Origin of the sequence: Methanobrevibacter sp. (assembly GCF_017432245.1) — an archaeon.
In the GTDB taxonomy this organism is placed as follows: domain Archaea; phylum Methanobacteriota; class Methanobacteria; order Methanobacteriales; family Methanobacteriaceae; genus Methanobrevibacter.
This window is the reverse complement of record NZ_JAFRJO010000011.1, coordinates 1-25,854: the sequence shown is the minus strand read 5'-3', so window position 1 is coordinate 25,854 and position 25,854 is coordinate 1. Positions and strand designations below refer to the sequence as shown.

General features: G+C 33.6%; 31 protein-coding genes and 2 tRNA genes. 28 read left to right on the top strand and 5 right to left on the bottom strand.

The annotated features are described in order from the left end of the window. Positions 1-83 precede the first annotated feature (83 nt). The 4 genes from hjc to IJI80_RS00940 all read left to right on the top strand — a co-directional run bounded on the left by hjc (position 84) and on the right by IJI80_RS00940 (position 1,672). Complete coding sequence (gene hjc, locus IJI80_RS00955) at positions 84-491, top strand: Holliday junction resolvase Hjc (RefSeq protein WP_292786639.1); 408 nt, start codon at positions 84-86, stop codon at positions 489-491. Between the two features lie 88 nt (positions 492-579). Then, positions 580-651 (top strand) — tRNA-Cys (locus tag IJI80_RS00950). Between the two features lie 38 nt (positions 652-689). Continuing rightward, a tRNA-Trp gene (locus IJI80_RS00945) sits at positions 690-845 on the top strand. Positions 846-1,063: 218 nt separating this feature from the next. Then, positions 1,064-1,672: an MBL fold metallo-hydrolase gene (locus IJI80_RS00940; protein ID WP_292786645.1), complete on the top strand. Its 609-nt coding sequence runs from the start codon at positions 1,064-1,066 to the stop codon at positions 1,670-1,672. A gap of 95 nt (positions 1,673-1,767) precedes the next feature. Here IJI80_RS00940 and IJI80_RS00935 read toward each other — a convergent pair whose 3' ends face one another. Both IJI80_RS00935 and IJI80_RS00930 read right to left on the bottom strand, forming a co-directional pair. Beyond that, on the bottom strand, positions 1,768-2,442 hold the full coding sequence (locus IJI80_RS00935) for a TrkA family potassium uptake protein (RefSeq protein WP_292786637.1): 675 nt from the start codon (positions 2,440-2,442) through the stop codon (positions 1,768-1,770). A 242-nt stretch (positions 2,443-2,684) separates the two neighbouring features. Beyond that, complete coding sequence (locus tag IJI80_RS00930) at positions 2,685-4,163, bottom strand: TrkH family potassium uptake protein (RefSeq protein WP_292786634.1); 1,479 nt, start codon at positions 4,161-4,163, stop codon at positions 2,685-2,687. Between the two features lie 255 nt (positions 4,164-4,418). On the opposite strand from IJI80_RS00930, the gene IJI80_RS00925 reads away from it, so the two are divergent. Then, the gene (locus IJI80_RS00925; protein ID WP_292786632.1) at positions 4,419-5,636 is read left to right on the top strand and encodes a UPF0104 family protein; all 1,218 of its coding nucleotides are present in this window, start codon (positions 4,419-4,421) and stop codon (positions 5,634-5,636) included. 141 nt (positions 5,637-5,777) lie between these two features. Here IJI80_RS00925 and IJI80_RS00920 read toward each other — a convergent pair whose 3' ends face one another. Further along, positions 5,778-6,167, bottom strand: a complete 390-nt coding sequence (locus IJI80_RS00920; RefSeq protein WP_292786630.1) for a hypothetical protein — start codon at positions 6,165-6,167, stop codon at positions 5,778-5,780. 255 nt (positions 6,168-6,422) lie between these two features. Between IJI80_RS00920 and fhcD the strand changes: the two genes are divergently transcribed. Then, positions 6,423-7,316 carry a formylmethanofuran--tetrahydromethanopterin N-formyltransferase gene (gene fhcD / locus IJI80_RS00915; RefSeq protein WP_292786627.1) on the top strand — a complete coding sequence of 298 codons (894 nt, stop codon included), beginning with the start codon at positions 6,423-6,425 and terminating at the stop codon, positions 7,314-7,316. Between the two features lie 177 nt (positions 7,317-7,493). Next, positions 7,494-8,066: a transglutaminase family protein gene (locus IJI80_RS00910; RefSeq protein WP_292786625.1), complete on the top strand. Its 573-nt coding sequence runs from the start codon at positions 7,494-7,496 to the stop codon at positions 8,064-8,066. 30 nt (positions 8,067-8,096) lie between these two features. Here IJI80_RS00910 and IJI80_RS00905 read toward each other — a convergent pair whose 3' ends face one another. Further along, positions 8,097-9,227: an NAD-binding protein gene (locus IJI80_RS00905; RefSeq protein ID WP_292786623.1), complete on the bottom strand. Its 1,131-nt coding sequence runs from the start codon at positions 9,225-9,227 to the stop codon at positions 8,097-8,099. A gap of 180 nt (positions 9,228-9,407) precedes the next feature. Here IJI80_RS00905 and IJI80_RS00900 point away from each other — a divergent pair, with 180 nt between their 5' ends. Both IJI80_RS00900 and sfsA read left to right on the top strand, forming a co-directional pair. Then, on the top strand, positions 9,408-10,979 hold the full coding sequence (locus tag IJI80_RS00900) for an NAD(P)H-hydrate dehydratase (RefSeq protein WP_292786619.1): 1,572 nt from the start codon (positions 9,408-9,410) through the stop codon (positions 10,977-10,979). Positions 10,980-11,042: 63 nt separating this feature from the next. Then, entirely contained in the window at positions 11,043-11,750 is a 708-nt protein-coding gene (gene sfsA / locus IJI80_RS00895; RefSeq protein WP_292786616.1) for a DNA/RNA nuclease SfsA, read from the top strand. A gap of 401 nt (positions 11,751-12,151) precedes the next feature. On the opposite strand, the gene IJI80_RS00890 is transcribed toward sfsA, so the two are convergent. Then, the gene (locus tag IJI80_RS00890; protein WP_292786614.1) at positions 12,152-13,327 is read right to left on the bottom strand and encodes an argininosuccinate synthase; all 1,176 of its coding nucleotides are present in this window, start codon (positions 13,325-13,327) and stop codon (positions 12,152-12,154) included. 241 nt (positions 13,328-13,568) lie between these two features. On the opposite strand from IJI80_RS00890, the gene IJI80_RS00885 reads away from it, so the two are divergent. From IJI80_RS00885 to IJI80_RS00795, 19 genes are all read left to right on the top strand, one after another. Beyond that, positions 13,569-14,318 carry a succinylglutamate desuccinylase/aspartoacylase family protein gene (locus IJI80_RS00885; protein WP_292786609.1) on the top strand — a complete coding sequence of 250 codons (750 nt, stop codon included), beginning with the start codon at positions 13,569-13,571 and terminating at the stop codon, positions 14,316-14,318. Positions 14,319-14,519: 201 nt separating this feature from the next. Next, positions 14,520-15,263, top strand: a complete 744-nt coding sequence (locus IJI80_RS00880) for a metal-dependent hydrolase (protein WP_365953584.1) — start codon at positions 14,520-14,522, stop codon at positions 15,261-15,263. Between the two features lie 369 nt (positions 15,264-15,632). Then, entirely contained in the window at positions 15,633-15,947 is a 315-nt protein-coding gene (locus tag IJI80_RS00875; RefSeq protein ID WP_292786605.1) for a Na+/H+ antiporter subunit E, read from the top strand. A 121-nt stretch (positions 15,948-16,068) separates the two neighbouring features. After that, positions 16,069-16,329: a monovalent cation/H+ antiporter complex subunit F gene (locus IJI80_RS00870; RefSeq protein ID WP_292786604.1), complete on the top strand. Its 261-nt coding sequence runs from the start codon at positions 16,069-16,071 to the stop codon at positions 16,327-16,329. Continuing rightward, positions 16,330-16,785 carry a cation:proton antiporter gene (locus tag IJI80_RS00865; protein ID WP_292786603.1) on the top strand — a complete coding sequence of 152 codons (456 nt, stop codon included), beginning with the start codon at positions 16,330-16,332 and terminating at the stop codon, positions 16,783-16,785. Further along, on the top strand, positions 16,769-17,011 hold the full coding sequence (locus IJI80_RS00860) for a DUF4040 domain-containing protein (protein WP_292786641.1): 243 nt from the start codon (positions 16,769-16,771) through the stop codon (positions 17,009-17,011). The genes IJI80_RS00865 and IJI80_RS00860 overlap by 17 nt, the downstream gene beginning before the upstream one ends. A gap of 2 nt (positions 17,012-17,013) precedes the next feature. Next, positions 17,014-17,379, top strand: coding sequence for a cation:proton antiporter subunit C (locus IJI80_RS00855; RefSeq protein ID WP_292786601.1), 366 nt, complete (start codon positions 17,014-17,016; stop codon positions 17,377-17,379). Further along, a complete protein-coding gene (gene ehbF / locus IJI80_RS00850; protein WP_292786599.1) occupies positions 17,376-18,857 on the top strand; it encodes an energy conserving hydrogenase EhbF in 1,482 nt (493 codons plus the stop codon). The genes IJI80_RS00855 and ehbF overlap by 4 nt, the downstream gene beginning before the upstream one ends. Beyond that, the gene (locus IJI80_RS00845; RefSeq protein ID WP_292786597.1) at positions 18,857-19,192 is read left to right on the top strand and encodes an energy-converting hydrogenase B subunit G EhbG; all 336 of its coding nucleotides are present in this window, start codon (positions 18,857-18,859) and stop codon (positions 19,190-19,192) included. Before ehbF ends, IJI80_RS00845 begins: the two co-directional genes overlap by 1 nt. Continuing rightward, on the top strand, positions 19,185-19,502 hold the full coding sequence (locus tag IJI80_RS00840; protein ID WP_292786595.1) for an EhbH: 318 nt from the start codon (positions 19,185-19,187) through the stop codon (positions 19,500-19,502). Before IJI80_RS00845 ends, IJI80_RS00840 begins: the two co-directional genes overlap by 8 nt. Continuing rightward, positions 19,502-20,011 (top strand): MnhB domain-containing protein, encoded by a 510-nt coding sequence (locus IJI80_RS00835; protein WP_292786593.1) that lies wholly within the window; start codon positions 19,502-19,504, stop codon positions 20,009-20,011. The genes IJI80_RS00840 and IJI80_RS00835 overlap by 1 nt, the downstream gene beginning before the upstream one ends. After that, complete coding sequence (locus tag IJI80_RS00830; protein ID WP_292786590.1) at positions 20,008-20,283, top strand: energy-converting hydrogenase B subunit J; 276 nt, start codon at positions 20,008-20,010, stop codon at positions 20,281-20,283. Before IJI80_RS00835 ends, IJI80_RS00830 begins: the two co-directional genes overlap by 4 nt. A gap of 41 nt (positions 20,284-20,324) precedes the next feature. After that, a complete protein-coding gene (locus IJI80_RS00825) occupies positions 20,325-21,773 on the top strand; it encodes a 4Fe-4S binding protein (protein WP_292786587.1) in 1,449 nt (482 codons plus the stop codon). Positions 21,774-21,786: 13 nt separating this feature from the next. Then, positions 21,787-22,425: a 4Fe-4S binding protein gene (locus IJI80_RS00820; RefSeq protein ID WP_292786585.1), complete on the top strand. Its 639-nt coding sequence runs from the start codon at positions 21,787-21,789 to the stop codon at positions 22,423-22,425. Beyond that, positions 22,426-22,872 (top strand): NADH-quinone oxidoreductase subunit B family protein, encoded by a 447-nt coding sequence (locus tag IJI80_RS00815; RefSeq protein ID WP_292786582.1) that lies wholly within the window; start codon positions 22,426-22,428, stop codon positions 22,870-22,872. A gap of 26 nt (positions 22,873-22,898) precedes the next feature. Next, complete coding sequence (locus IJI80_RS00810; RefSeq protein WP_292786579.1) at positions 22,899-24,074, top strand: nickel-dependent hydrogenase large subunit; 1,176 nt, start codon at positions 22,899-22,901, stop codon at positions 24,072-24,074. 52 nt (positions 24,075-24,126) lie between these two features. Beyond that, complete coding sequence (locus IJI80_RS00805; protein ID WP_292786577.1) at positions 24,127-25,125, top strand: NADH-quinone oxidoreductase subunit H; 999 nt, start codon at positions 24,127-24,129, stop codon at positions 25,123-25,125. Positions 25,126-25,147: 22 nt separating this feature from the next. After that, a complete protein-coding gene (ehbP, locus tag IJI80_RS00800; RefSeq protein ID WP_292786575.1) occupies positions 25,148-25,411 on the top strand; it encodes an energy-converting hydrogenase B subunit EhbP in 264 nt (87 codons plus the stop codon). Between the two features lie 192 nt (positions 25,412-25,603). After that, positions 25,604-25,854: ACT domain-containing protein (locus tag IJI80_RS00795; protein WP_365953574.1), on the top strand; the 251-nt coding region annotated here is incomplete at its 3' end.

Below are 25,854 nucleotides of genomic sequence, written 5' to 3'. Positions count from 1 at the left end.
TTTTCAAATGCTCTAACTGCTTTTATTTATATGTAAAGAAATAAACTAAATATAATTAGGTTACATTTTAAGTGGGTTTTAATATGGCTAAAAAAGGTTCAGCTGAGGAAAGAGATTTAGTTCATAAATTATGGGATAGAGATTTTGCAGCTATGAGGGCTCCAGCATCTGGAGGGGCTACTAAAAAGCCATTACCTGATGTTATAGCAGGAAATGGTAAAATTTACTTGGCTATTGAAGTAAAGACAACTACTAAAGACAAAATTTACATTGATTATCCTCAAATAGATGCTTTGATAGAGTTTTCAGAGACTTTTGGTGCAGATCCATACCTTGGTGTTAAATTCAAATACACAAAATGGTTTTTCTTATCTCCAGATTTGATAGAGAAAACCAGAAATGGTAATTATAAGGTAGAGAAGAATTATTGTTTAGAAAAAGCATATGAACTCGATGAAATCTGTGGCTTTGATAAGCAAGTCAAATTTTAGTCAATTGAATTCTTATTTTCTTTTTTTATTTCATCAATAAGTTTATATATTATTAAAACATACTTTATAATACTGTATTATTATTTATGCCAAGATAGCTTAGAGGCGAAGCGGTTGGCTGCAGACCAATTACACGGGAGTTCAAATCTCTCTCTTGGCTTTAGGTTAACATATTTCACATGTTAATCTATTAAGTATGGGGTTATGGTGTAACCTGGCATCATCTGGGACTCCAGTTGTCTTTGAAGAAATACGCGTAGTCTGATGATCAGTATACATTGGTTATGTGATGACCAATTGGAGTACTGAGGCAAGAGAAATCCTAGGATCGGGGTTCAAATCCCTGTGACCCCATTTTTACTTAATTTTTTACTATTTTTATTTAGATTTTTACAATTTTATTTATTTTATTAGACTATTTTAGATTTATTCAGATTTTTCTTATTTTTCTTATTTTTTAGTCTATTTTAGGTAAGTTTATTTACTATTTATTAAAGAATATTTAATAGATTTTAAATTTTTAAAGTGATATTATGGAAAAAATCAATAATGTTTATTGTATTGAAGGGGTAATGGCAGATTCCAATTCCTATTTGATTGATAATACTGATTCAGATTCTGATTATAATTACATTTTAGTGGATACTGGAACAGGTCAGAGCAATTCAAACTTATTTTCAAAAATCAAAGAGATAGGCATTGAGATAGAGGATATAGATTTAATTGTAAACACTCATTGTCACTATGATCATGTTGGTGGAAATGACTTTTTTCCCAATGCGAAAATAGCTATTCATAAAATCGATGCTATTGCACTAAGAGACCCTGAAAGTGAATTGACAGTTTCCTCATTATTCGGCGCAATTGTCAGAAAGCATGATGTTGATATAGAGCTTGAAGATGGAGATAAAATAGCTAATTTTGAAGTTTTAAACACTCCTGGACATACTAAAGGTGGAATATCTTTGTATGATGGTCAAATTCTCATTTCTGGTGATACCATTTTTTCAAATGGGGGAGTAGGCCGTATGGATATTGGTGGAGACCCTAATGACATGAAGGCATCCTTAATGCGTTTGAAGGAGTTGGATGTTGAATATTTGCTTCCAGGTCATGGTCCTTGGGTGAATAATGGCAATCAGCATGTCAAAATGTCTTGCATGATGATGGGAATAAGATAAAAATTATTTTATTCCATTTTTTTATTGAATAATTAATTAGTTTTAATATTTACGAATGAATATTTCATTCATAAAAAAATAGAGGGATTGGGGATTTAAAATCCGAATAATCCTCCAGCACCCATAAATTTCTTTTCAGCTTTTTCAAAGGCGTTTCTTTTTACAAGAATGGAAATCTTATCCCCGCTGTTTAATATGTCATCTGGTTGAGGAATTTCCAATTCATGATTATCTTTATTTCTAGATATGATAATGTAATCCTTGGTTGGAGAGAATTCAGAAACTCTCTTTCCAAATACCTTAGGGTTTTTAATTGTCATATCTAAAATCTCTGCATTACCGGCCCCAAAGGCGGTTAAGTCTGCTACATTAGGTCTTGTAATAATTTTTTCAAGGAATCCTGCAGCGGTTCGCTCAGGGCTAATTACCTTATCAATTCCAACTTTTTTAAATGCCTCTTCGTGGTCTGGATTACTTACCCTTGCAATAATTTGCCCATCAGTATACTCTTTTACTAAAATGCAAGATAATAAGTTTGATTCATCATTACCGGTAGTAGCTACAAAAACGTCAGCTTCTTCAATGTTTGCCTCTTCCAAGGTTTTTGTATCAGTTCCGTTTCCACAAATAATCATAGCATCCAATTCTTCAGTTGCTTGATCACATAAGTCCTCATTGCTTTCAATAATTGTTACATCATAACCATGAATAATTAAACGGTCTGCAAGTGAAAGTCCTACACGACCCCCGCCCAAAATCACAATATACATAACAAACACCTAAAAACTTTTTTTTCAATGAATAAAAGATTCTATAATATTTTTTAAAAATCATTAATATTTATAATCATTATTTTTGTTGTAATCTTCAAAAATTTTAATGAAAATTAACATATTGTTTTAATATCTTAATTTATATTTATAAATCTTTCGTAATGTTAGTTTTTATATATTAAAACAATAAAAAAAGGAGTGTTTTTAAGCTTGTTTTTAAGAGGAATAAATGGTGTTTTTTATTCAATTGAACCATTTTTCTTCATGTTTTTAATTCTTCTTTTTGGATTTATCAATCCGCCGATTGTTCTAAAGACCACTAAGACTGGGATGATTTCCAATCTTCCAATCCACATCAAGAAAATCAAGGTCAATTTTAAAGGTGTTGGCAATCCTCCAAAGACTATGCCTGTACTTAATCCATTATTACATTGTAAGGAAACGATGTCAAATAATGCTGTAAATGGGTCATATCCATAGAGAGTCATTATTATCCATCCGCATATCATGAAAAATAGGAAAATCACTATATATGCAGATGCCTCTTTAATTTCCCTTTCATTTATTTTCTTTCCACCAATTCTTGTACTAACAACCCTTCCTTCCGGTGAAACAAGGTTAGTAACAGTTAAGTTCATTCCTTTAAGCACTGTAATTACCCTAATAAGCTTTAAACCACCACTAGTGGATCCTGAAGAACCCCCTATCAGCATTAAAACCATTAGAACAATAAGTGAAGAGCTGCTCCACCTTGCAAGTTCATATGGAGGAACTACATTTGCACCAGTAGTTGTAATTGCAGAAACAATGGTGAACAATTCCTCTATAGGCACCATTTTATTTGTAACTAGGATAAATGCGCTTGCAATCACAATCAAGCAAATCAGCAATTGGAATTGGACATCCTTTAAAACAGATTTTCCCTTTGTTTTTACAATCTTATAATGTATGGAAAAGCTTGTTGCACCTAAAATCATTAAAACCATAGTGATTATGTAAACCAAGCTGTTTTGATAGAATCCTACATTTGCATTTTTAATTGACATTCCTCCAGTGGAAATGCTGGTAAATGTAAGATTTATTGAATCGAAGATTGGAAGGCCTGCTAAAATAAAAAGAACTATTCCTGCAGCGGTATAAATCAAGTAAATTTCCAAAGCTTTTCTCAAGGTATTTGCAATGTTTGGCTTGATCTTTTCCTCTCTTGCCTCTGATTTATATAATCTTGATGCAGCAGTACCTGATCTTATTAGGATTCCGATAAATATTATTACAATTCCCAATCCACCTATCCATTGTTCCAAACTTCTCAAGAATAAGATGGATTTAGGCAAGATTTCAACGTTTACAAAAAAAGTCATTCCACTACCTGTCCATGCAGACATGTTTTCAAAAAGAGCATCGACAAAGTGGATATCTAATGAAAGAGCCATGATTGAAGCTCCAATCAATGAAGCCCATAGCCATGCAAAGGAAGATATCAACATTCCATGTTTTAACCTAAGCTTGTTGTAATTTTTGAATTGTTTAGTAAAAACAGTTCCTAAAATGAATGATATAAAACAAGGAATGAAAAAAGCGCTAACTTTTATGTACTCTCCATAGATTAATGCAACTAAAATAGGGGCCAATAAAACAATGCCTAACCCTTGCATTATGTATCCTAAATAATGGAGTACAATCAACAAATCCGCTTTAGAAATATATTTCCTCTTCATACAAATATTGATTATATCTTTTATATATTTAAATATTATTATGATTTAGTTTTTGTATATGCAAACTATACTCGGTTAAGATATGGTTTGGGGTGATTTTTGTTTAGTTAGTTTTTATATGTGCAAACTATACCAAGTTAAATATATAGTTTTAAATAAAAGATTTATTAAATATTTTATTATTGAGATTATTTGTTCATCAAATAATATGATTTTTTTAAAATCAATCATTTAAGAAAAACAGTAGTTGATAAAATGAAAAACAAGAAAGTCCTTATATTCTTATTCATTGGGTTGGCAATAATGGGGGTTATGCTATACTTCATTGGTATAGATGAGGTCATTGAAGCACTTAAACTATCTAATTTATGGCTTGTTTTATTAGCTATTGTTTTACAGATTTTCACTTATTTTTTATACACATGGAGATGGAACATCATCAACAAGACAGCTGATATGGATTTGGGAATAAAAAAATCCCTCCCTATGGTTTTAGTTAGTTTGGCTGTAAACAACATCACTCCAAGTGGTCGTGGTGGTGGAGAACCTGTACGGGCTTATCTTTTGGCAAAAGAGGGAAACTTTAAATTTGAGGACGCTTTTGCTACTGTAATAGCAGATAGGGCTTTAGATACATTTCCATTTGTTATACTTGCTATCTTAACAATCATTGGAATAATCTTTACTTTTTCATTGGATATTAAATTGATTGCTTTCCTTGTGATTATGGTCACTCTAATCACAGTAGGGGTTATTTTATTGCTTTATGTATGTATCAATGAAGCATTTGGTGTAAAGCTCACCTCATGGATTATTAAAATCGTTAGCAGGTTCTATAAGAAATTCAATGAAGGCACTGAAAAAAGAATTATTGAGGCGGTTAAAACTTTCCAAGCTAGAATGAATGCATTGCTTAGAGAAAAATCCATCATATATTACGCCCTCCCATTATCCTTTGTGATTTGGATTTTTGAAATCTTAAGGGTTTATGTGGTATTTTTAGCATTCGGTGCTAAAGTCAGCCCAATCGTCATTGGTGAAGTGTTTATTTTAGCATCATTTGTAGGTATGATTCCACTTCTTCCTGGTGGTCTTGGTGCTATAGATGGTATAATGATTCTCTTCTATGCTAATGCTGGAATCACTGCATCAATAAGTGCTGCAGCAACTGTAGTGGAAAGATTGATTTCATTTTGGATGACAACATTCGTTGGATTGATATTCCTTACAATGTTTGGAACAAGTGTTTTAGATAAGGCATTTGCACTTGCAGGATCTAGAAAAGATGATAAGGATGATACGAAATCCATTGAAGAATTGCCTAAAGAAGATGAATCAATCGATGAAAATGATTCTAATGAAGAGGAAGCTCTTCTTGAAGTCTTGGACGATGAAGAATCAGAGGAAGAAGTTGTTCTTGAAGTTTTGGACGATGAAGAAAAAGAAGTTTTAGAAGAAAAAGTTCAAAACTAGAAATAATCAAATATTGAATAAGTTTAATAAAATAAGTTTTAGAGCTAAATTAATAGCTCTATTCTTTAATATTCTCTATTCTTTAATATTCTCTATTTTTTAATATTCTCTATTTTTTAATATTCTCTATTTTTTTAAAATTTAATTTGGTATCACAGTTACATTTCCAATATATGTGCATCCTTGATACTTGTCATCACCTGCAAAAGTGAAATCACCATAGTAGTTGTCTTTACCTGCATCTTCCAGGTATTGGGCATTTTCTATAAAGAATTCTCCATTCTCATCCGTTTGCGTATCCACCAGTGTTCCCATTTGATATCCTGGCTTATGATATGTAATTGTTTTATTTGGCACAGACATTCCATAGGCATCAATCAATGCCCCTTTGAATGTATCTCCTTCTTGAACTTCAGTATCATTGATTATCATGAAGGTAGCCACATCATTATTGAACTGGAACCAGAATACTCCAATGCATATTGCAAATGCAATTAGCAGAAGTAAAAAATAATAGCTTTCTCTTTCCATTTAGACACCTTAATTTTAGTTTTAAATTATAATCGCGCATATTTTCATTATAATTAATATTATATTAGAAAATATTTTAAATAAAGTTTACTTTTTAATTAAAGTAAATTTTACAATCAAATAGGAAACTTTATTTTAATGAATTAATATATATTTAATTATTAGTATAAATTAGATAATTTTAATTTTTTTAAATTAAATCTCGAGATTTTAATTTATTCTAATTCAATATTTAAATATTTAAATGGTGAAAAAATGGAAATTAACGGTGTAGAAATTAAAGATACTTTCGCAGAAGGTTTCGGAATTAAAGTAACTAGAATTTTAGTAACTGCAGCAACTCCAAGACTTGCAAAAATTGCAGCAACTGAAGCAACTGGTTACGGAACTTCTGTAATCGGATGTCCTGCTGAAGCAGGTATTGACTGTTTTGTACCAGCTGAATGTACTCCTGACGGAAGACCTGGTTACGCAATCATGATCTGTCAAGGTGGTAAAAAAGCACTCGACCACGAATTAATGGAAAGAATCGGTATGTGTGTATTAACCGCTCCTACCGCAGCTGCATTCAACTTACTTGAATCTGAAGAAACCTTAAAAACCGGTAACAAACTCAAATTCTTCGGTGACGGTTACGAAAAAGAATGCTGCATTGACGGCAGAAAAGTACACTCCATTCCAATCATGTCTGGTGACTTCTTAGTAGAATCCGAATTCGGTTACAAAGATGGTGTAGCTGGAGGAAACTTCTTCATCTTAGCTAAAGATGTAATGGCTGGAGTAAAAGCAGCTCAATTAGCTGTAAAAGCAATTTCCCACGTACCTGGTACTATTACCCCATTCCCTGGTGGTATGGTTGCTTCCGGTTCCAAAGTAGGATCCAACAAATATTCCAAATTCTTAAACGCATCCACTAACGAAAAAATGTGTGTAACCTTAAAAGACCAAGTAGACTCTGACATCAGACCAGATGCAGACGGTGTATTTGAAATCGTTATTGATGGTGTAGATGAAGAATCTGTAAAAGCAGCTATGAAAGCAGGTATTATGGCAGCTTGTACCGTTGATGGCGTACTTGAAATCAGTGCAGGTAACTTCGATGGTAAATTAGGTAGTTACATAATGAAATTACACGAATTATTCGAATAATTCTGTAATTTATAAAATTTAGTTTAATTAGTACATTAGCTTAAGATGGTGTATTAATATTTTGAGATAATTCTTTTATCTCACTCTTTTTCTTTTTTTATTATATTTATTTTATCAATTTTTTAACAAATTTTTTTTGCATTGCATTATAATTTATTGGGTAGAGGGCTGGTCTGAATGAAGGAATATTTGATTGAGACAAAAAGCATTGATTATATGAATTCACATATTCAAGAAAAGGTTCAGGAATTAAAAGATCAATCATGTGATGATGCAGATTATATTAAAAGAGCGTATATATTTGTCAGAGATGAAATTCCACACTCATGGGATATACAAACAAATATAGTTTCAAGGACAGCCAGTGATGCATTAATAAATAAGACAGGGATATGCTGGATGAAATCATGTCTTCTTGCGGCACTTCTTAGAGCAAATGGAATTCCATCAGGAATCAGCTATCAGCTCCTTACAATAGCTGAGGATGATAGTTTAGGCCATATTGTCCATGCCTTGAATACGGTCTATATTGAAGATTCAAATAAGTGGATTAGGCTCGATGCTCGTGGAAATGTCGGAAATGTAGATGATGAGTTTAGTTTAGAAAAAGATTTCTTGGCTTTCTCGCCTAGAAGCGAATTTGGAGAAATCGATTATAACGACAACAATCCTGATTTGGATGAAAGATTAGTGAATAAACTTGAAGAAACTGAGAATCTAATGGAAATGAATATAGATTTTGAGTTTTAATTAGGTGAGATTATAAAAAAGAGTTAGAGTTTACTCTTTAAATTGTTTAGTAAACTCATTAATTTCCTTAAATTCTAAATTCACGCCTAAAACGCTTCCTTCTTTTTCCAATTCTTCAACAGCCATATCTATATGATCTTTATCAGGCCCAGAAATCCAATGAGAATGAACTCCATTCACTGTATTATACATGATGTCCAAGGATTCTTTCACATCAGGATTGTTTTTAACCCTATCAATGAAATGATTCCTTTCCTCTTCATCTAAAACTCCAATGGTCCTTGTAACTGGGGTTCTGACTCCTGGGAAATGATATTCTATGTTTTCCAAATGGCAATCGTGTTTTTTAAGAATTTCAAATTCCCTTTCAAGGAAATCAATTCCATGCCTTTGAGTGACATAGACTAAATTAGGCTCTACAGCTGCAAAGTAAAGGTCCACTCCACCACTTGCCTCTGGAGAGATTATCTTGTCTGCACCTGCATGCTTTAATCTTTTGTAATTCTCTTTTTTGCTTGCTCTTGTAATGATCCTTGCATCCTTATACAATTCCCTTATTGACAAAACCATAAAAAGGTTGTCCACATCATTTCCAGTTGCAATGATCACTCCAAGGGATTTGTCAATATTGAGTTTCTTTATGGTTTTGTCTTCTGTAGCATTTGCATTATAAACAAATATATTCTCATCTTCTTCAATATCCTCAGTTGCCTTTTCATCCATATCAACAATAATAACTTTCTGGTTTCTTTTTTTCAATTCTTCAAATACTGAAAGTCCTACCCTTCCAAAACCACATAAAACATAATGGTTTTCCATTTCAGCCAATCTTTTTGCCATGATTCTCCCGCTCCTTCTGTTTTGTAGGTTTTCTGTAACGGAACTAATGATAAAAGTTAAAATATAAGCAAGGAGCCCTACTCCTGCTAAAATTAATGTTACAGTGAATATTTTTTCAAGTGGAGTTATTGGAGTGATGTCTCCATAACCTACTGTCGCTATAGTGATTATAGTGTAATAGATGGAATCATAAATGTTTAGGTGCATGATAAAGATAGACCCTAAAACTCCATACAGTATGATAGCTAGAATAATGAGGATTGCAAAATTTTCCAATCTATTTCTTTTAAAATATTCCAGCAACATTTCTAATGTTTTCATTATTTTTCCTCATTCAAGTATTAATTTCGTATAAATCTGAACTTTCATTTCCTTATATTTAATTATTAGTACGATTATATAATATAATGTTTATTATAATTTTAATTTTCAAGTTTAGAATTTTTTTAAGAATTTTTTCTTAAATCTTCATTTTAAAATAATTAATTCGAAGGTGTAATAATGGATCCAATTGATATGATGACAACAGACTATAATTGTGAATATTTGGGGCTTTCAAGGCTGTGCTTGATGGAAAATGCAGGGAAATCATTGTCTGATGAAGTGGCAAACCTTTCAACTTTCAAGTTTTCAAAACCTGTAAAGATCATTATCTTCACTGGCTCTGGAGGTAATGGTGGAGACGGTTTTGTAGCTGCAAGGCATTTGTTGAATAGAGGCTTTGAAGTAGAAGTTTATGCTCTAAATACCATAGATGAGATCAAGTCTGATGATGCATTGATAAATCTTGAAATATTAATGAATATGGAACCTAGAATTTCACGCTTGTCTGTAGATTTCATTAAGGATTCTTCCGATTTGGATAAGCTTGATTTCGATTCCAATCAGGAGTATATCGTACTTGACTGTTTGCTTGGAACTGGAATAAAAGGAAAGCTAAGAACAAAGGTTAGAAAAACTGTCGAACTCATTAATGAAATAAACGGCTTAAAGATAGCTATTGATGTTCCTTCAGGTTTGGATCCATTAACTGGAGAAATATCAGACATTGCTGTTGATGCAGATTACACTGTAAGCTTCCACAAGATCAAGACAGGTGTCAAGTTAGCTGGTGAGGAAAAGACCGGCGGAGTGATTACCTGTGATATTGGTATTCCAATTGAAGCGGAATTATTTGTTGAAGGTGGAGATTTATTAAGGTTAAAAAACAGGTCTAAGGATTCCCATAAAGGAAACAATGGCAAAGTATTGATTGTAGGGGGAAGCAAGGACTATTACGGTGCACCTGCAATCTCAGCTAAGGCAGCTATTGCAACAGGTGTTGACTTGACCTATATTTACACTCCAAAGAATGCTGCTATACCAATCAAGTCATTTTCTGAAGACTTTATTGTTCAAGAAGCGAAAGGAGATTACTTGTCTCTTGAAGACTTGGATGAGATTTTGGAACTTGCATCCAATGTTGATGCGGTTTTATTAGGTCCAGGTTCAAGTCAAAATGAGGAAACAGGCAAATTATTCAATGTTTTAGCTGTAAAGATTGATAAGCCATTGGTTTTAGATGCCGATGCATTGAAATTGGTTGATATGTCTTTAGTTTCCAAAAAAGAGGATCTAATCATTACGCCTCACTTATCTGAGTTTAAGTCTTTCTTTAAAAATGCTTCCAAAGAGGATTTGGATAATTTTGAAAGGGTTGTAAAATTAGATGATAAGGATAATCTAGACTTTAGAAAAGTGAATGATAAGATTGATGGAGTCCACGCCATTACAAAAGACATAAATGGGTCTGTGATTCTAAAAGGAAAATATGATTTCATATTCAATAAAAACAGGTTGAAGATCAATAGAACTGGCAATCCTGGAATGACTGTTGGCGGTACTGGCGATGCATTGGCAGGAATTTGCTTAAGCTTAATGTCTCAAGGATTGAACAGTTTCGATGCAGCTCTTCTTTCTCCATACCTTAATGGAAAAGCTGGAGACTTGGCTTATGAAGCTCAAGGATATGGCTTTGGAGCACAAGATTTGACACAGGATTTAGGTGCCGTGATGAGTGGTTTAATTGAATAATTAATTCCACTTCTTTTTTATTTTTTTATGTTTTTATTTTTTGATTATTTATCAAGTGATTAAATGACTGATTTAGTAAAAGCTATTTTTAGAAACCGGGCGAATAGATTCATTGCAGAAGTGGAAATTGATGGAGAAATAGTCCGGGCTCACTTGCCGAATACAGGCAGATGCAAGGAGCTATTGATTGATGGTGCAACTGTTTATCTTAAGCCAAGCGATAATCCAAACAGAAAAACAAAGTATTCTCTCCATTTAATCGAAAACAAGGGTGCACTTGTTGCCATGTATTCACAGGAAGCAAGCAAGATTGTCATTGATGCTATCTTGAATGAAAAGGTCAAGGAATTATCTGGCTATGATATTGTAGAATCTGAAAAGACTATTGGAAATTCAAGAATTGACATCTATTTGGCTAATTTGGATGATGAGGATAATCCAATTGATGAAACATATGTTGAAGTAAAATCAGTTACATTAATTAAGGATGGAATTGCACAGTTTCCAGATGCCCCTACTGAAAGAGGCAGAAAACATTTGGAAGAGCTTATATCACTTAAAAAAGAAGGAATCAGATCAGTTGTATTTTTCTTAATCGAACATCCTAATGGTAACAGTTTTAGGCCTAATTGGGAAAATGATCCTGAATTCTCTAAATCCTTGAATAAGGCATACAATGAAGGTGTGGAAATTCTTGTCTATAAAACAGAAAACACCTTGGAAAAAATAGAATTGGTAGGAAATTCACTAAAATTTAATTTAGATAAATAAGTAATTTGATTAATTATATGTAAAATAACTAATTTTGAATAAATTTTTAAAATCACGAAAAATAGTTTATAAAAAGCGAGAATAATATGCAAAGGTTTAATTTTTAAAAAAAACATATGTAAAGGGGGTGATATGTAATTGAGTACATATTATTCTCGGATTATTATTTATTTTTTCATATTTATATAGTTTTTGCATATTTTTTTTATTTTAAATTGTTTAATTTCCCTTGAAAAATTTAAAAATGATACATTATTTTACAAATTTGTTAAATTTATTTTAAATATTTGAAAAAATAACTTATTTTTGTTTATAAATAAAAAAACATCACTTTCAGCGGTTAAGTTTTTAAAAAAATTGAAAAAAAGAAATAAAAATAGTAAAAAAATAGATAAAATAAATTATCTATTTAATTTTTGATAGTTAGCAGCTTGAAGACCGTGGTACTTGATCATACCTTCAATTTCTCTTTGGTCGGTTTCCTTGTCTTCAAAGGTGATTTGTTCGATGCTGTGTAAGCTGAAAGGTGATTTTCTGCTTAATGGCTGAATGGAACCTTTGAATAATTTCATTACAACTTCTCCGCTAACTCTTCTTTGCATATGGTCGAAAGCTTGATCGAGGTCTTCTCTTAAAGGCTCTTGCCATAATGCTTCATAAACTAAATCAGCATATAATGTGCTCATGTAATCTGCAAATCTTAATTCATCTACAGTTAAAACTAATTGTTCTAATGCTTTGTGAGCAGCAATCAATAATTTAGCCCCTGGAACTTCATAGGTTTCTCTACTTTTAAGACCAATCATTCTGTTTTCGATGATGTCCACTCTACCGACACCGTTTTCACCAGCAATTTCATTTGCCTTGTTGATTAAGTCTACAAGTCCCATCATTTCTCCGTTGATAGCTACAGGAACCCCTTCCTCAAATTCAATGCTTACTTTGGTAGGAGTGTCTTTAGCGTCTTCTGCAGATTTGGTCCATTCATAGATTTCTTCAGGTGGCTCATTTGCAGGGTCTTCAAGAACATCCCCTTCAATAGCTCTTCCCCAAAGGTTTTCATCAATACTGTAGATTTTATCATATGATAAGTTAAGTCCGTGCTCTTTTGCATAAGCAACTTCCTCAGTTCTTGTCAAGTTCATTTCTCTGATTGGAGCAATGATTTTAAAGTCAGACATGGATCTGATGATAGCTTCAAATCTGAATTGGTCATTTCCTTTACCGGTACATCCGTGTGCAATTGCAGTTGCACCTTCTTTTTCTGCAATTTCAATGATTTTCATTGCGATTAAAGGTCTTGCGAGTGCAGTGCTTAATGGGTATCCTTCATATTCTGCATTTGCCTTAATTCCTCTTGCAATGTATTCATTTGCAAATTCATCCTTTGCATCAATGATATAATGTTTGCCAGTATTGATCTTGTCTGCAGAATTTTGGGATTTTTGCAATTCCTCTGCAGGTTGACCAACATCAACACATGCAGTCACTACTTCATAATTATATTCCTCTTCCAATAATTTAACACATACAGTGGTGTCTAATCCTCCACTGAATGCAAGAACGACTTTTTCCATATTATCACTTTTTTATTTAGTAAATTAATTAATTTTAATTTAATTTTCATAATTAATTGTAATTCATTATAATTTAAGTTTAAATTATACTTATTTTTTTGTATTTTATAATATATAGTTTTTAAGTTTAAATAAAATAAAAAATAAATAATTTATTGATTTAGAATACTTATTTTTAAAGATAATACTTATTTTTAAAGATAAAATTTTAGACAATTACTATTTTTAAAAAGGCGATTTGATGAATGATTTAAATAGAAACAATTTAGAATTGGAGATAATTTCTTCTGAAAGCGGCGGATTCATATCTGCCAATAAGAATATTTTCAACTGCATTAAATTATCCGACAATTCTAAATTTATTTTAAATCAGGCCATTAAAGGCACTCCTATGATTAGGATTGGAGATGGTTCTCCTAAAGTCATGCTTGTTGCAGGAGTTCATGGTAATGAATTGGCTCCTCAAATTGCTGCCTTGAATCTAATTGAATACATTTATGATTTGGACTTGAATGGAAAGTTGAATGGTACTGTTTATGCCATACCATTTGCATCTCCAAAGAGCATTATGGAAAATTCAAGATATCTTGATGGTGTTGACTTAAACAGGTCTGCTCATTTGCCTCATACCGTAACAAATATGATTCTAAAAAAGGCAAAGGATTTGGAAGTTTCTGCAATAGGGGATTTCCATTCATCTGCACCTAATTCCAACCCAGGTAAAGAAGGAATCTTTTGCACAAAAGTTCCTTGCTCTAAAAGCTATTTCATAGCAGAGCATATTTCCGAAAAGGTAGGTTCTGAAAAGATATTATATCCAAGTGCAGGTGTTCCATTTAAGGGCGCTCTTGAAGATGAGGCAAATCTGATTCAGATTCCTGCAGTAACCTGTGAGGTCTTATCAGCTATTGGTTATTCAAATGAGAAAATCTGCAATAGGTCCTATTTGCAGATGAGAGCATTTTTAGAATACTTTGGCATAATAGGTTAATTCATTTCAATAATTTAATTTTCATATATTTAATCTATTTTAACAGATTTAATCTAATTTTTTAATATCTACTTTTTTTTTTTATTGTAAACTATTTCTATCATTATTACTTCTCAAATGCTCTCATTTAGTTTATATTAGCTTAAAATCAAATATTCAATAAACATACTTGTCTGGAGTGTTTGGAGTATGTTAACTTAAATAGGATGTGTTAGTATTTCCTCTTATAAAGGCCATACAATATTTGCATTTGTTCTTTCTCTATTCATGTTTTATGATCCTTTGGCTATTGCATTAGCGGTAATCTCAGCAAATATTCCAGACTTTGACCATGAGTTCAAAAGAAACCATGTTATCACAATTATTGCTCTGGGGGCATTGATTTCATTGTTTCTATATTTTCTGGGATTGCCTTATTATTTAGGTCTTGTGATTATTTTGCTCGGATGCATATTCCTGGTTTCAAGCCATAGAGGATTTACCCATTCTATTTTAGGTGCATTTCTAATTACTGTTTTTCTATCTCTATTTTTGTTCTTTGGAATTGGATTGTCTTCCTATGAACTGGACTTCAACAATTCAAGAAACATCATGATATTATTGATATTGATAATTGCATTGGCATTGCTGTTTCTTAATAAAAAAATATCTCCTATATTTTTAGTGGCTATCGCAGTTTTGGTGGTTGCAGTCAATTTGGGTTTCATTCCTCCATTAAAGATCAATTTGACATTGCTTGCTTTTTCAATATTTTTTGGATTATGCAGTCATATTGTATTGGACTCTTTCACTCCTTCTGGAGTAAAGGCATTCAGCCCATTTAGAGACAAGGAATACCACAAAAAGTTTGGTGTTTTATTGTTTATGATTTTAATGGGGATCTTTATTTTATTGTTTCCTAACAAGCTATTTTTTTACCTAAATTTTCTATCTCTTTTTCGCTGATTTTTCAAAAAATCTATTATGAATTTTCACTTATTTTATAATATTTTTTTTATACTTAGTATTACTATCTCTGTTTATCACTGAATTTTCATGAAAATTATAAAAAGATTTATAATAAATAATCATGATAAATAATAGTATTTATAATATAATAAAAAAATTAATTTTTTTACTATCATTATATATAATTTATATGGTGCTTTTATTGCATATTTTTCTGCGCAGGATTTTGTCATAAAAGTGTCATGAATATTTATGATAATTTATCATGATTTGTTATGATTGGTTAAAAAATTTTAACTTATTTTCTACAAATTTTGGACTTATTGTAAATATTGTTATAATTTAAAACATTATGGGGTTATTTTAATGTTTTTAAGTAGAATTTATTATGCAATTGCTTATTTAGTGGTTCTTATTTTAGAGATTATCAAATCTACAATAGATATGGCTTTAAGAGTCTTCAAAACTGATGGATTTGAGCCTATTGTGATTGATATTGATACTGAACTTAAAAGACCAATATCCCAAACAATTTTGGCCAACAGTATCACCTTAACTCCTGGAACCTTATCTGTAGACTTGGATAGTGAAAATCAAGTCATAAAGGTTGCAGTTATTGCTCCAAGGGATGTTAAGGACATTATTCCATTTGAACCTTATATCAAGGGAATGCTAGAATAATTTCTAAAATTCATTTTAATTATTAATCCTAATTTTTAAAATGAAAAAAATGATAAAAATAAGCGATTTAATTTTCAACTTATGTTTATTTGTAAATTTATAATCATAGAATGTGATGATAATGGATATTTTATTGATTTCTGAGTGTTTTTTAATTGTTGCATTGATTGTATTTCTAATTGCAACATTGAGGATTATTACATATAAATCTACATCTATGGGACTTATAGGTACTTCTTCATTCACTTTAGCACTTACTTTGCTACTTATAACAGTCGGCACAATATATAATATCGGATTTTTCAAGGATATTGCTCTAGCATTGCTTCTATTAGGCATTGTTGGAACAATAGCTTATGCAGCAGTTATGAGGAGGGCATAAATGATGTTTGGAATTGATCCTGGTATAATCAGTATGATTCAATCAATCTTGCTTGTCATTTCTGCACTTCTGATATTGATTGCAGTAGTGGGTGTTTTAAGAATTGATAGAAATTTAGATAATGTAGTATACGCAAGAATTCATATTTTAGGTATTGTTGACGTTGCAGGAATAATAGCATTCCTTGCATTAGGTCAACCTTTATTTGCCCTAATTTATTTATTCCTAGCGCCATTATTGGCTCATGCATTGGCTAATGCTTATTTCCATAGTGAAGATACTCTCAATAATCCAGTACTTAATCCAAATCTTGAGGAAGCTTCTGATGAGGAAGAAGATGAAGATGAAACCAATTTGATTGATGAAGTGCTTCTTGAAGATAATTTGGATATGAGTGATGATTCAAGTATTGATGAGAATTTAGATGAAAAAAGTGAGGATGATGGCAATGATTGAATATATAGTAATTTTTGTTGCAGTTTTAAGCGCTATTATCGCACTTTTACAAAATGACTTGCTTAAGGCAGCTATTTTAACCGGTATTTCTGGATTCTGTGTAGCATTTTTATTCCAGATCTTGCTTGCTCCTGATGTAGCTTTAACACAAGCTATTGTAGAGGGAGCTATTGTGCCGGTATTTATCGCATTAGCTGTTTTAAAAACTAGAAGGGAGGAGGCATAGTTATGATGGATGTTCAATTGGCTTCTTTACTCGCTTCTGGTGCATTTATAATTATTGGACTATTTGCAGCAATCTTCATTGATAATCTAATCAAAAAGATTATTGGTATTGCTTTTATTGAGGAAGGGGTTAACCTATTCCTTATCTGCTTAGGATTTAAAGCAGGGGGAGTCGTGCCTATCTTATTGCCAGGCATGACTGCAGACTGGTTTGCAGCAAATGCAGCATATCCTTTGCCTCAAGCATTAGTTCTTACAAGTATTGTAATTGGTGCAAGTACTTTAGCAGTGATGTTGGCTTTGGCTATGGTTTTATACAGAAAGCATGGAACCTTAAGCGTATCTGAAATGATGGGGGATGAAAAATGAATTATCTGATTCCATTAATGGTTGTCATTCCAATATTAGCTGCTTTAATCGTTAACATATTTGGTGGAAAGGACAAAACAGTTAAGGCCATTTCAATTGTTGTGGCTATTGCAATTCCTATAATTGCAATCATTGCAGCTGTCGGAATCCAATACTTCGGTGGTCACGACCCAGCGCTTCTTGCAAGCTCACTTCCATCAAACTTGGTTGGCACTCTTGTAGCAAGTTACAACACTGGTATTGTTTATGTCTTTGAAAATATTGAAAGGATATTCATATTCCTTATGGGCATCGTTGCATTCTTGGCAGTATTGACATACTTCTCTGAGAAAAAGGAAGTTTCCGGCCCTTACTTATATCTTATCTTTATGGGTATAGCATCCGTAACTGCATTGATGCTCTCAAACGATATTTTCAATATGTATGTTTTCTTTGAAATCACAGCTTTAACCCAAGTGGGTATCATAATAGCTTCAAGCACTGAAGACAATTATGAAATCGCATTGAAATACTTGATTTTAGGTGCAATAGGCGGACCAATGCTATTGTTAGGTATTGGATTTATTCTTGGAACAATCGGTTCAGTTAACATCAATGATATTATCTTTGCAATAAGCAACAACTATGTAAACCCTTATGCTCCAAGTTTAGTGATTGGTTTTGCCTTGATATTGTTTGGATGGCTATATTCAGCAGGATTGCCTCCATTCCACACTATAAAATCAGCTGTTTACTCAAAAGCAAGACCTAACGGATCTGCAATATTACAAGGATTTTCAGTATTGTGCATGCTTGCATTCGGTATTGCAATGTATAAGATATTCGCATATATCCCTTACTTCAATACAGCAATAATCGTATTTGCTATTCTTGCAATGGCTTTAAGCATTGCAATGTCTGCAATGGAGGTAGACTTTAGAAGAATGATAGCATTTCTTGCAGTAGGGGAACTTGGATTCATTGCATTAGGTTTTGGTATAGGAACACAATATTCAATTGCAGCGGCATTGTTCCAGGCAGCAAATGAAATTGTCATAACTGCATTATTATTTATCGGATTCGGTACTGTGTACTACCTAACAAAAACATCCGATACAAGAAAGTTAGGTGGATTGATTGCAGTTGATTCAAAAATGGCAATTATGGTATTGCTTGGAGGATTCGCTTTAGCTGGTGTTCCACCATTCAACGGTTTCCAAAGTAAATTGATGCTTGTGCAAGCTGCATTGGATGCAGGATACACTGAACTTGCTATACTTGCAATCATTGTAAGTGTAGTGATATTCTTCACTTTCGTTAAGGCGTTCCATACAGTTTACTTGCAACCTAAGCCAAAGGACTTGAAGTTTGCTCATGACAAGATTCCGAAGGCTACCGTATTCTCTGTAGCTGTATTGCTTATAATCTGTTTGGCTTTAGGTATTTTCCCAAACATAGTAACTGATGTATTCATTCCATTTGCAGGAGGATTGATCTGATGGCTTTATACCAAAAATTCTTGGAATCTGTCAAAGGCTTAAAGTCTAGCCTTTCTAAAGACCCTACAACTATGGACAATGTTTCAGGTGCAATAGCTGCCGAATTCCTGATATTCGTTTCATTGATACTTGCAGCATTATTCCTAAGGCATGTAAGTGTAGTTGCTTCAATTGTTGTAGTGCTTTTAGTTGCAGTTTTATTCTTTACAAACATGCCTCTTGCAGGAAAGATAAAATCCGAGCAATCTGATTCCTTGGAAAAAATGACATTCTACATTGTCATAGTCCTTGGAATTTTAGTTGCAGTAATTTATTGGGGGTTAAAGTATGTCTGATAAAATTACTAGTATTAGATCACTCATTATGGCATTGGCAGCAATCCTTTTTGCATCAACATTATTCGATGCAATCTATGGATTCAAGAACTTGATTCAACCTGGAATCAGCTTGGTTTACAATGCTATCGGAACCCAGCTTGCTCCAAACATGGTTACACTTGTCGTATTCGATTGGAGAGCTTTTGATACTTTAGGTGAATCATTGATTCTTGTTACTGCAGTCCTTGTTGTATTGCTTGTATTCGGTAAAGGAAAGATTTTAGACAAGAACATTAATGCTGATATGAATGAAGGGGATGATGAATGATGGCTGAAGGAAAAAAATCTCCAAATTGGAATAAGGATGACAGCAGCCCTATATTGAAGATCATGACTCTTCCAATAGCTATTGTGATTATCGCTTTAGGTATCATGACCATTTTAGGAGGACACATAACTCCTGGTGGAGGTTTCCAAGGTGGAGCTATGATTGCAGGGGCAATCATCTTATGTGTTATTGTTTATGGTGTAGATGGCACTCCATTGAAATTATCTCATAGGTTCATTTCCACTTTAGAGTCAATCGGTGCATTGGCTTATGTGTTGATTGGTTTGGCAGGGCTTGCATTAACTGGTTCATACCTTTACAATGTAGGTGGAAACCTTTATGGACAAGTGCCTCAAGCTATTGCAGCATTATTCTCATATCCGGATTTGACCCATGCAGGAATCGTTCCTTACTTGAACATTGCAGTTGGACTCAAGGTTCTTGTAGAATTAAGTGCAGTGGTAATTGCATTTTCACAATTTAAGAAATTAGCGGAGGAAGAGGAATGAGTATCGCTAATATTGTAATCGGACCGATTATCATTGCAATCATATTTGGATTCATTGTTGGCTCAAGGGTTCACTTGAATCTGGGCAATAGCTTTAAGTTTACAGCAAGTGGAATTTTAGCCCTTATAATTGGTGTTCTGATAATGTCTTATGGATTAGGCCAATTCCCTGTTTATAATGATGTGCCAATTGCAACCACCTTTTTGGGAGCTGTCATTGGAGTATTGATAGGCAGTGCATTATTAGGAGGACGAGCGAAAGGAGATCATTAGAGAAATATTAATGGTCTTACTTATTATTTAGGAGAAGAATCATGTATTTAACAACTAATAAGTGTGATGGACAAGGGGATTGTATAAGAAATTGTCCAAGTGAAGCAATACGCTTTGTTGATAATAAGGCTTTTAGCTGTATGTGTTGTGGTGCTTGTTTCGAAGCTTGTCCGAATCATGCTATATTCAAGAACAAATACGGTGGATATGTGGTAGATAGGGCAAAATGTAATGGTTGTGGTGTATGTGAATTCACTTGCCCTATAGAAAGCATTCATCTTGATGATGGTATAGTTAAAGGTATCTGTTCACGTTGTGGTGTTTGTGAGGATGTATGTACTAAAAAGGCAAGAGTGGATACTGATAACCTTGTTCTGGACAAGCAGAAAGTCTTGCTTAATTCATTGAAAATGGTTGCAAACACAGTTGGATTCGGTGCAGGAGTCAAGAAGATAGAGAGCATGAAGCTTCCTGTTAAATCCGACAAGACTGCAGACAGGATTTGCATCAGCACTGATAGCGAGAAATGTGTGAAATGTGGAAGATGTGCATACTACTGTCCGACCAGATCAATTGAAGTGATTATACTGGATGAAGGATATTGTGTAGGATGCAAGGTATGTGAAGATGTCTGTCCTACAGGTGCATTGAAAGATGGTGAGTATGATAAGAGCATTTGTACCTTGTGCTTGGCTTGTGTTGAAAACTGTATCAATGATGCACTATGCGTTGATGACTTTAAGATAAAAAGAAGCATTAAGGATGACACATTGTATTCAAATACTGAAGGAAGCATTGTAAGTTGCCTTAATTGCGGGTTATGTAAAGAGACATTTGATAGCCCAGCACTCATAAGAGATGAAAATGCATTGCGATATGACCCTTCACTTGATGAGGATACTGAAGAGAATAAGGCTAAACGTCTTGAAGCAATTTACAACTGTCCTGTTTCATCATTAACAGAAAGCGAAGACAATAAGCTCTTCGGATACTGTGTATCATGTGGAAAATGTGTAAATGAATGTAAGGAAGATGCAAGAAGCTTCCAAGTTATTTCCTGGGATGGGGAAGTCAGTGATGACTGCATTTCATGTGGTATATGTGCCGAACTTTGTCCAGAAGATGCAATAACTCTTCAAAGAGGGGCAATCAATGTTGACTTGGATAAATGTATCATGTGTGAAACCTGTGCAATTCACTGTCCTAAGGATGCAATTCCAAAAACAACAAGCGTCAAGTATGAAATCTCTGGAGGATTCAATTACATTGACGAAAACTTGTGTGTGAAATGCGGATTATGCAAGGACATTTGTCCAGAGGAAGCGATTTATACAGTTGAAATTTCAAGCGATGAAGTCAATCTCGGAACAAAGAACAAGAATCTTAAGTTCGTTGTCGATGACGATAAATGTATTTACTGTGGAGCATGTATGAATATCTGCCCATCTAAGTCATTTATTTTCGAAAGAGAGTTTGAAAGGGTGAATTAGGAGTTTGATATTTATGAAAGATGTATTGAAGATTATGCTTAATGGAGCTTACACTAATTTCAAAAGAATTCTCTTTGCTGCAGACAGAGTGACTGACATGGAACTCCGTAATGCCATCTTGACAGGAACTGTCGAACCTGACAAGAAGGTTGATGAAGAAGCATGTATCGGTTGCGGAGGTTGTGCTAATGTCTGTCCAACCGGTGCAGTTACAATGAAGCCTTTGCAAAACCCTGTAAAGCTTAAGGAAGGATGGGTAAAGACTGAAGTTCCAGAACTTGATCCTTTAAAATGTGTAGTTTGCTATTGGTGTCATGATTTCTGCCCTATATATTCATTCTTTGAAGAGGCAGGAACAATTCACCCTGGAAATGTCGGTGAAATCAATGTTGACACAAGCGAACTCTTAGAGGAACCTATCAAGATATCCCATGACAAGATTGCATTCATTGCACAATACTTATCCGATAAGTCATTATTGAGTGAAAACATTGTTCAAGAGGATGAGGAAATTGAAAATGTTGGTGTAGCTCTTGATAAGGTATCCAAGATAAAGGACATTCAAGATAACATTAATGAAAAGTATGAGAAAGATGTTCAACGAAGCGCTGAATTGAATGAAGAGGATTCAGATGATGAGGGAGGTGAATAGATGAGTCTTAAAACACTTTCAAGGTCAAAAGCAATCCATATTATGCTTGTTTATACTGGTGGATGCAATGGCTGTGATATTGAAATTGTAAATGCCGTTTTATCTCCTAAATTTGATATAGAGCAATATGGTGTCTTTTTAACATGGAACCCTCGTGAAGCAGACATTCTTGTTGTAACAGGTCCTGTCACTCATGACAATAGAAAGCCATTGGAGGATATTTATAATGCCATTCCAAATCCAAAGCTTGTTGTTGCAGCAGGCGCTTGTGCAGTGATGGGTGGTGTCTATAAGAATTGTTATGGAGACATCCCTTCAGAGGAAATTGAAGGGCCTGTTGAAAATGTGATTCCTGTTGATGCTAAGATTCCAGGATGTGCTGTAAGGCCTCAAGATGTATTGGCAGGAGTAGTTGCATCTTTGCCGCATTTATTGAATGCTGATTAATTATTATGTATTAAAGAGAGGATAATATGGAAGAAAAGAAAGCTAAAAAGCAGGAAATCATTGAAACTGAGATTCAAATGGGTACGGTTCACCCTGCTGCTTTAGAACCTTATAGGGTTAGATTTTTCGTAGAGGATGAGATCATTAAGGATGCGGAAATCACAATCGGTGTAAACCACAGAGGTATTGAGCGTATTATGGAAGGTCTTCCAGTGGAAAAGGCAAATATGCTTACTGAAAAGATTTGTGGTATCTGTTCAAATGCACATACATGGAACTCTGTAAGGACTGCTGAAAAAGGTCTTGGAGTTGAAGTGCCTGATAGAGCGGTTTATATTCGTGTAATCGTTGGAGAGCTTGAAAGATTGCACAGTCACTTATTGTACTTAGGTCACGGTTGCGAAACCTTGGCTCATGAAACATTCTCCATGAGGCTATTCTACATTAGGGAAACCATCATGGAACTTTTGGGAATGATTGGAGGAAACCGTGTCCAATACGGATGTTCCATCATCGGTGGTGTCAGGCCAAGATGTGAATTGGATGACAATAGAATCCGTAAGATATTGGATGGAATGGATCTTGTGGAAAAGAATGTTGCAGACTTTGCAGACAGGTTCGTTCATGATTCAATAGTATTGTCAAGGATTACAGGAACCGGATACATTCCACAGGAACAAGCTCTTAAGTTAGCTGTAACTGGACCTACCTTACGTGCTACCGGTGTCAAAAGAGACTTAAGAACAGACATGTATGAGTATGATAACTTTGACTTCGATATCATTACTCAAGATACCTGTGATGTGAAAGCTCAGCTTCTTATGAGAGTCTTAGAAATATTTGAAGCAATCAAGATCATTCGCCAAGCAATTAGGGACTTGCCTGAAGGAAAGATAACTGACAGGTCTTGGGAAATGGTTGATACAGACTTGATTGAAAGCTATATTGAAGTTCCAAGGGGAACATTGTATCACTCCTATGCCATTGAGGATGGAAGAGTTCGCCATTGCATTATAAGGACTCCTTCAATGAGTAATATCGGTGCTATGCAGTATGCATCCATTGGCAATCATATCACTGATGGTCAATTATGCATTGTACAGTGTGATCCATGCTTTACCTGTTCAGATAGGGCAATAGAGGTTTATGATACTAAAAATAACAAGTTGGATAAATCAATTTTGAAATCCAATATTCATTAGAAATTATTTATTATGATTAACGTTAATTAAAAATTATTATGAGGAAAGAGAAATGGCTTATGAAATATCACTTATTTCAATTTTAGAGGTTATCCTAACACTTATAATCGCATTGTTCATAGGTGTTTTGATTCCTGGAATTGAAAGGAAATATGTTCAAGCAAGGATTCAGCAAAGAATCGGGCCTCCAGTTACAAGTCCAGGGCTATGGGCATCAATCAAGTTCCTGTTCAAGGAGAATATAAAACCTAATTCTCCAGCACCAGGATTATATAAGGCAATGCCTATTCTTTGTTTCATTGCAGTACTCGCAGTATTCCTGGCACTGATGCCAGAGAATTACCAGTTTATGGCTTTTGCAAGCCTTATAGCTATTGTTGGATTCTTAAAAGTTGAAGAAATCGCTTATGTTTTAATGGGTTCCTTATCCAAATCTGTAATGAGCATTAACTTAAGGTTCCCAGACCATGCAAAAGGTGCTGAAAGACAAGGATTGCTTGTATCATCCATTGAAGACATAAGTTCAAACAGGTCACTTAGGATGATCATCTTCGGTTCATTCCCACTGTATTTGGCTTTATTCATACCTGCAGCATTATCCAAAAGCATTTACTTGGCGGATATTGTAGCTTATCAGCAAGCTAACGGACCGTTCCTATTCACTTTAGCAGGTATTATCGGAACTGTAGTCTTCTTTATAGGATACATGATTCTATTGAACGAATATCCCTTCTCCTATATCAAGGCTAAATCAGATGTAATTGAAGGGCCTTATATGGAACTTGCTTCCAAATACAGAACTTTTGTTTACTTAACCAGAGGATTCCTGATATTCACTTTAGGTTTAATGTACTGTGTACTGTTCTTAGGAGTTGCACCAGAACTCTTCTCACTTAAATTCATTGTGTGCATTATCGTATCATTGTTGCTTCCGGTTATTATGGCAATCGTCAGTGCATTCTCCCCAATATTCACCAACAGGCAATTATACCCTACAATATTGGTGACTTCTGCACTTGGAGTATTGGCTATGGTCATTGCATTATTCTAAATTTTAAACGTGGTGATTTTATATGAAATTTGTAATCAGACCTTATCATATGATGAGTCTTGGAGGATACATTGTGGAATATGATTTCCCTTACAGGGATTTGATTATTGTCAATGAAACCGCTGAAGAGATTAAGTTTGAGATTCCAGTATTTGATGGATCTTATATTGAAGAGTATGAAAAGTTAGGTCTTAAGGTTATTCCTGTCAGCGAACATGACAGCTATTTAAACTTATATAAGAAAGCGCATGCTGAATTGGATGCGTTAAAGGCTAAATTGGATTAATTGGAGATAATCTTCATATTTTCCTCATAAATAAAAATTTTTAATAATTTTTTCTTCAATTAATCTTTTTTAGCATTTTTTGGATTTTTGAAAATAGGGTTTTGATTATTCTATTTTCAATTCATCTTATGTTTTTAGATTTTAAGATAATCTTTAAATAATTGAATATTTTAAGTATTATTAGGTAATATTATGAATAGTATTTCTTTAACAATTACAACTAAAGAAGAGAAAGGAGTTCTCGATGAAATAACAGACATTCTTTCAAGTCATGGAATAAACATTTCATATGTTCATCTATACGTAAAGGATGATGTTGGGACATTGAATCTAGAGCTTGATCATGTTGAGAAACTCGATGAATTAATCGAAGACTTAGAGTCTAAAGACTTTATTTTAGACATTGAAATTCATGGTTCTTTAAATGACATTTTCGGTAAAAG

Excerpts from the sequence above, each read along its gene's own strand:
- IJI80_RS00810 (WP_292786579.1), top strand. The coding sequence starts at position 22,899 with ATGGAAGAAAAGAAAGCTAAAAAGCAGGAAATCATTGAAACTGAGATT.
- IJI80_RS00855 (WP_292786601.1), top strand. The coding sequence starts at position 17,014 with ATGATGGATGTTCAATTGGCTTCTTTACTCGCTTCTGGTGCATTTATA.
- IJI80_RS00845 (WP_292786597.1), top strand. The coding sequence starts at position 18,857 with ATGGCTTTATACCAAAAATTCTTGGAATCTGTCAAAGGCTTAAAGTCT.
- IJI80_RS00875 (WP_292786605.1), top strand. The coding sequence starts at position 15,633 with ATGTTTTTAAGTAGAATTTATTATGCAATTGCTTATTTAGTGGTTCTT.
- IJI80_RS00815 (WP_292786582.1), top strand. The coding sequence starts at position 22,426 with ATGAGTCTTAAAACACTTTCAAGGTCAAAAGCAATCCATATTATGCTT.
- IJI80_RS00890 (WP_292786614.1), bottom strand. The coding sequence starts at position 13,327 with ATGGAAAAAGTCGTTCTTGCATTCAGTGGAGGATTAGACACCACTGTA.
- IJI80_RS00930 (WP_292786634.1), bottom strand. The coding sequence starts at position 4,163 with ATGAAGAGGAAATATATTTCTAAAGCGGATTTGTTGATTGTACTCCAT.
- ehbP (WP_292786575.1), top strand. The coding sequence starts at position 25,148 with ATGAAATTTGTAATCAGACCTTATCATATGATGAGTCTTGGAGGATAC.
- IJI80_RS00885 (WP_292786609.1), top strand. The coding sequence starts at position 13,569 with ATGAATGATTTAAATAGAAACAATTTAGAATTGGAGATAATTTCTTCT.
- fhcD (WP_292786627.1), top strand. The coding sequence starts at position 6,423 with ATGGAAATTAACGGTGTAGAAATTAAAGATACTTTCGCAGAAGGTTTC.
- IJI80_RS00865 (WP_292786603.1), top strand. The coding sequence starts at position 16,330 with ATGATGTTTGGAATTGATCCTGGTATAATCAGTATGATTCAATCAATC.
- IJI80_RS00860 (WP_292786641.1), top strand. The coding sequence starts at position 16,769 with ATGATGGCAATGATTGAATATATAGTAATTTTTGTTGCAGTTTTAAGC.
- IJI80_RS00805 (WP_292786577.1), top strand. The coding sequence starts at position 24,127 with ATGGCTTATGAAATATCACTTATTTCAATTTTAGAGGTTATCCTAACA.
- IJI80_RS00910 (WP_292786625.1), top strand. The coding sequence starts at position 7,494 with ATGAAGGAATATTTGATTGAGACAAAAAGCATTGATTATATGAATTCA.
- IJI80_RS00825 (WP_292786587.1), top strand. The coding sequence starts at position 20,325 with ATGTATTTAACAACTAATAAGTGTGATGGACAAGGGGATTGTATAAGA.
- IJI80_RS00835 (WP_292786593.1), top strand. The coding sequence starts at position 19,502 with ATGGCTGAAGGAAAAAAATCTCCAAATTGGAATAAGGATGACAGCAGC.
- IJI80_RS00900 (WP_292786619.1), top strand. The coding sequence starts at position 9,408 with ATGGATCCAATTGATATGATGACAACAGACTATAATTGTGAATATTTG.
- IJI80_RS00925 (WP_292786632.1), top strand. The coding sequence starts at position 4,419 with ATGAAAAACAAGAAAGTCCTTATATTCTTATTCATTGGGTTGGCAATA.
- IJI80_RS00830 (WP_292786590.1), top strand. The coding sequence starts at position 20,008 with ATGAGTATCGCTAATATTGTAATCGGACCGATTATCATTGCAATCATA.
- IJI80_RS00870 (WP_292786604.1), top strand. The coding sequence starts at position 16,069 with ATGGATATTTTATTGATTTCTGAGTGTTTTTTAATTGTTGCATTGATT.
- IJI80_RS00920 (WP_292786630.1), bottom strand. The coding sequence starts at position 6,167 with ATGGAAAGAGAAAGCTATTATTTTTTACTTCTGCTAATTGCATTTGCA.
- IJI80_RS00935 (WP_292786637.1), bottom strand. The coding sequence starts at position 2,442 with ATGTATATTGTGATTTTGGGCGGGGGTCGTGTAGGACTTTCACTTGCA.
- hjc (WP_292786639.1), top strand. The coding sequence starts at position 84 with ATGGCTAAAAAAGGTTCAGCTGAGGAAAGAGATTTAGTTCATAAATTA.
- IJI80_RS00940 (WP_292786645.1), top strand. The coding sequence starts at position 1,064 with ATGGCAGATTCCAATTCCTATTTGATTGATAATACTGATTCAGATTCT.
- sfsA (WP_292786616.1), top strand. The coding sequence starts at position 11,043 with ATGACTGATTTAGTAAAAGCTATTTTTAGAAACCGGGCGAATAGATTC.
- IJI80_RS00820 (WP_292786585.1), top strand. The coding sequence starts at position 21,787 with ATGAAAGATGTATTGAAGATTATGCTTAATGGAGCTTACACTAATTTC.
- IJI80_RS00905 (WP_292786623.1), bottom strand. The coding sequence starts at position 9,227 with ATGAAAACATTAGAAATGTTGCTGGAATATTTTAAAAGAAATAGATTG.
- ehbF (WP_292786599.1), top strand. The coding sequence starts at position 17,376 with ATGAATTATCTGATTCCATTAATGGTTGTCATTCCAATATTAGCTGCT.
- IJI80_RS00840 (WP_292786595.1), top strand. The coding sequence starts at position 19,185 with ATGTCTGATAAAATTACTAGTATTAGATCACTCATTATGGCATTGGCA.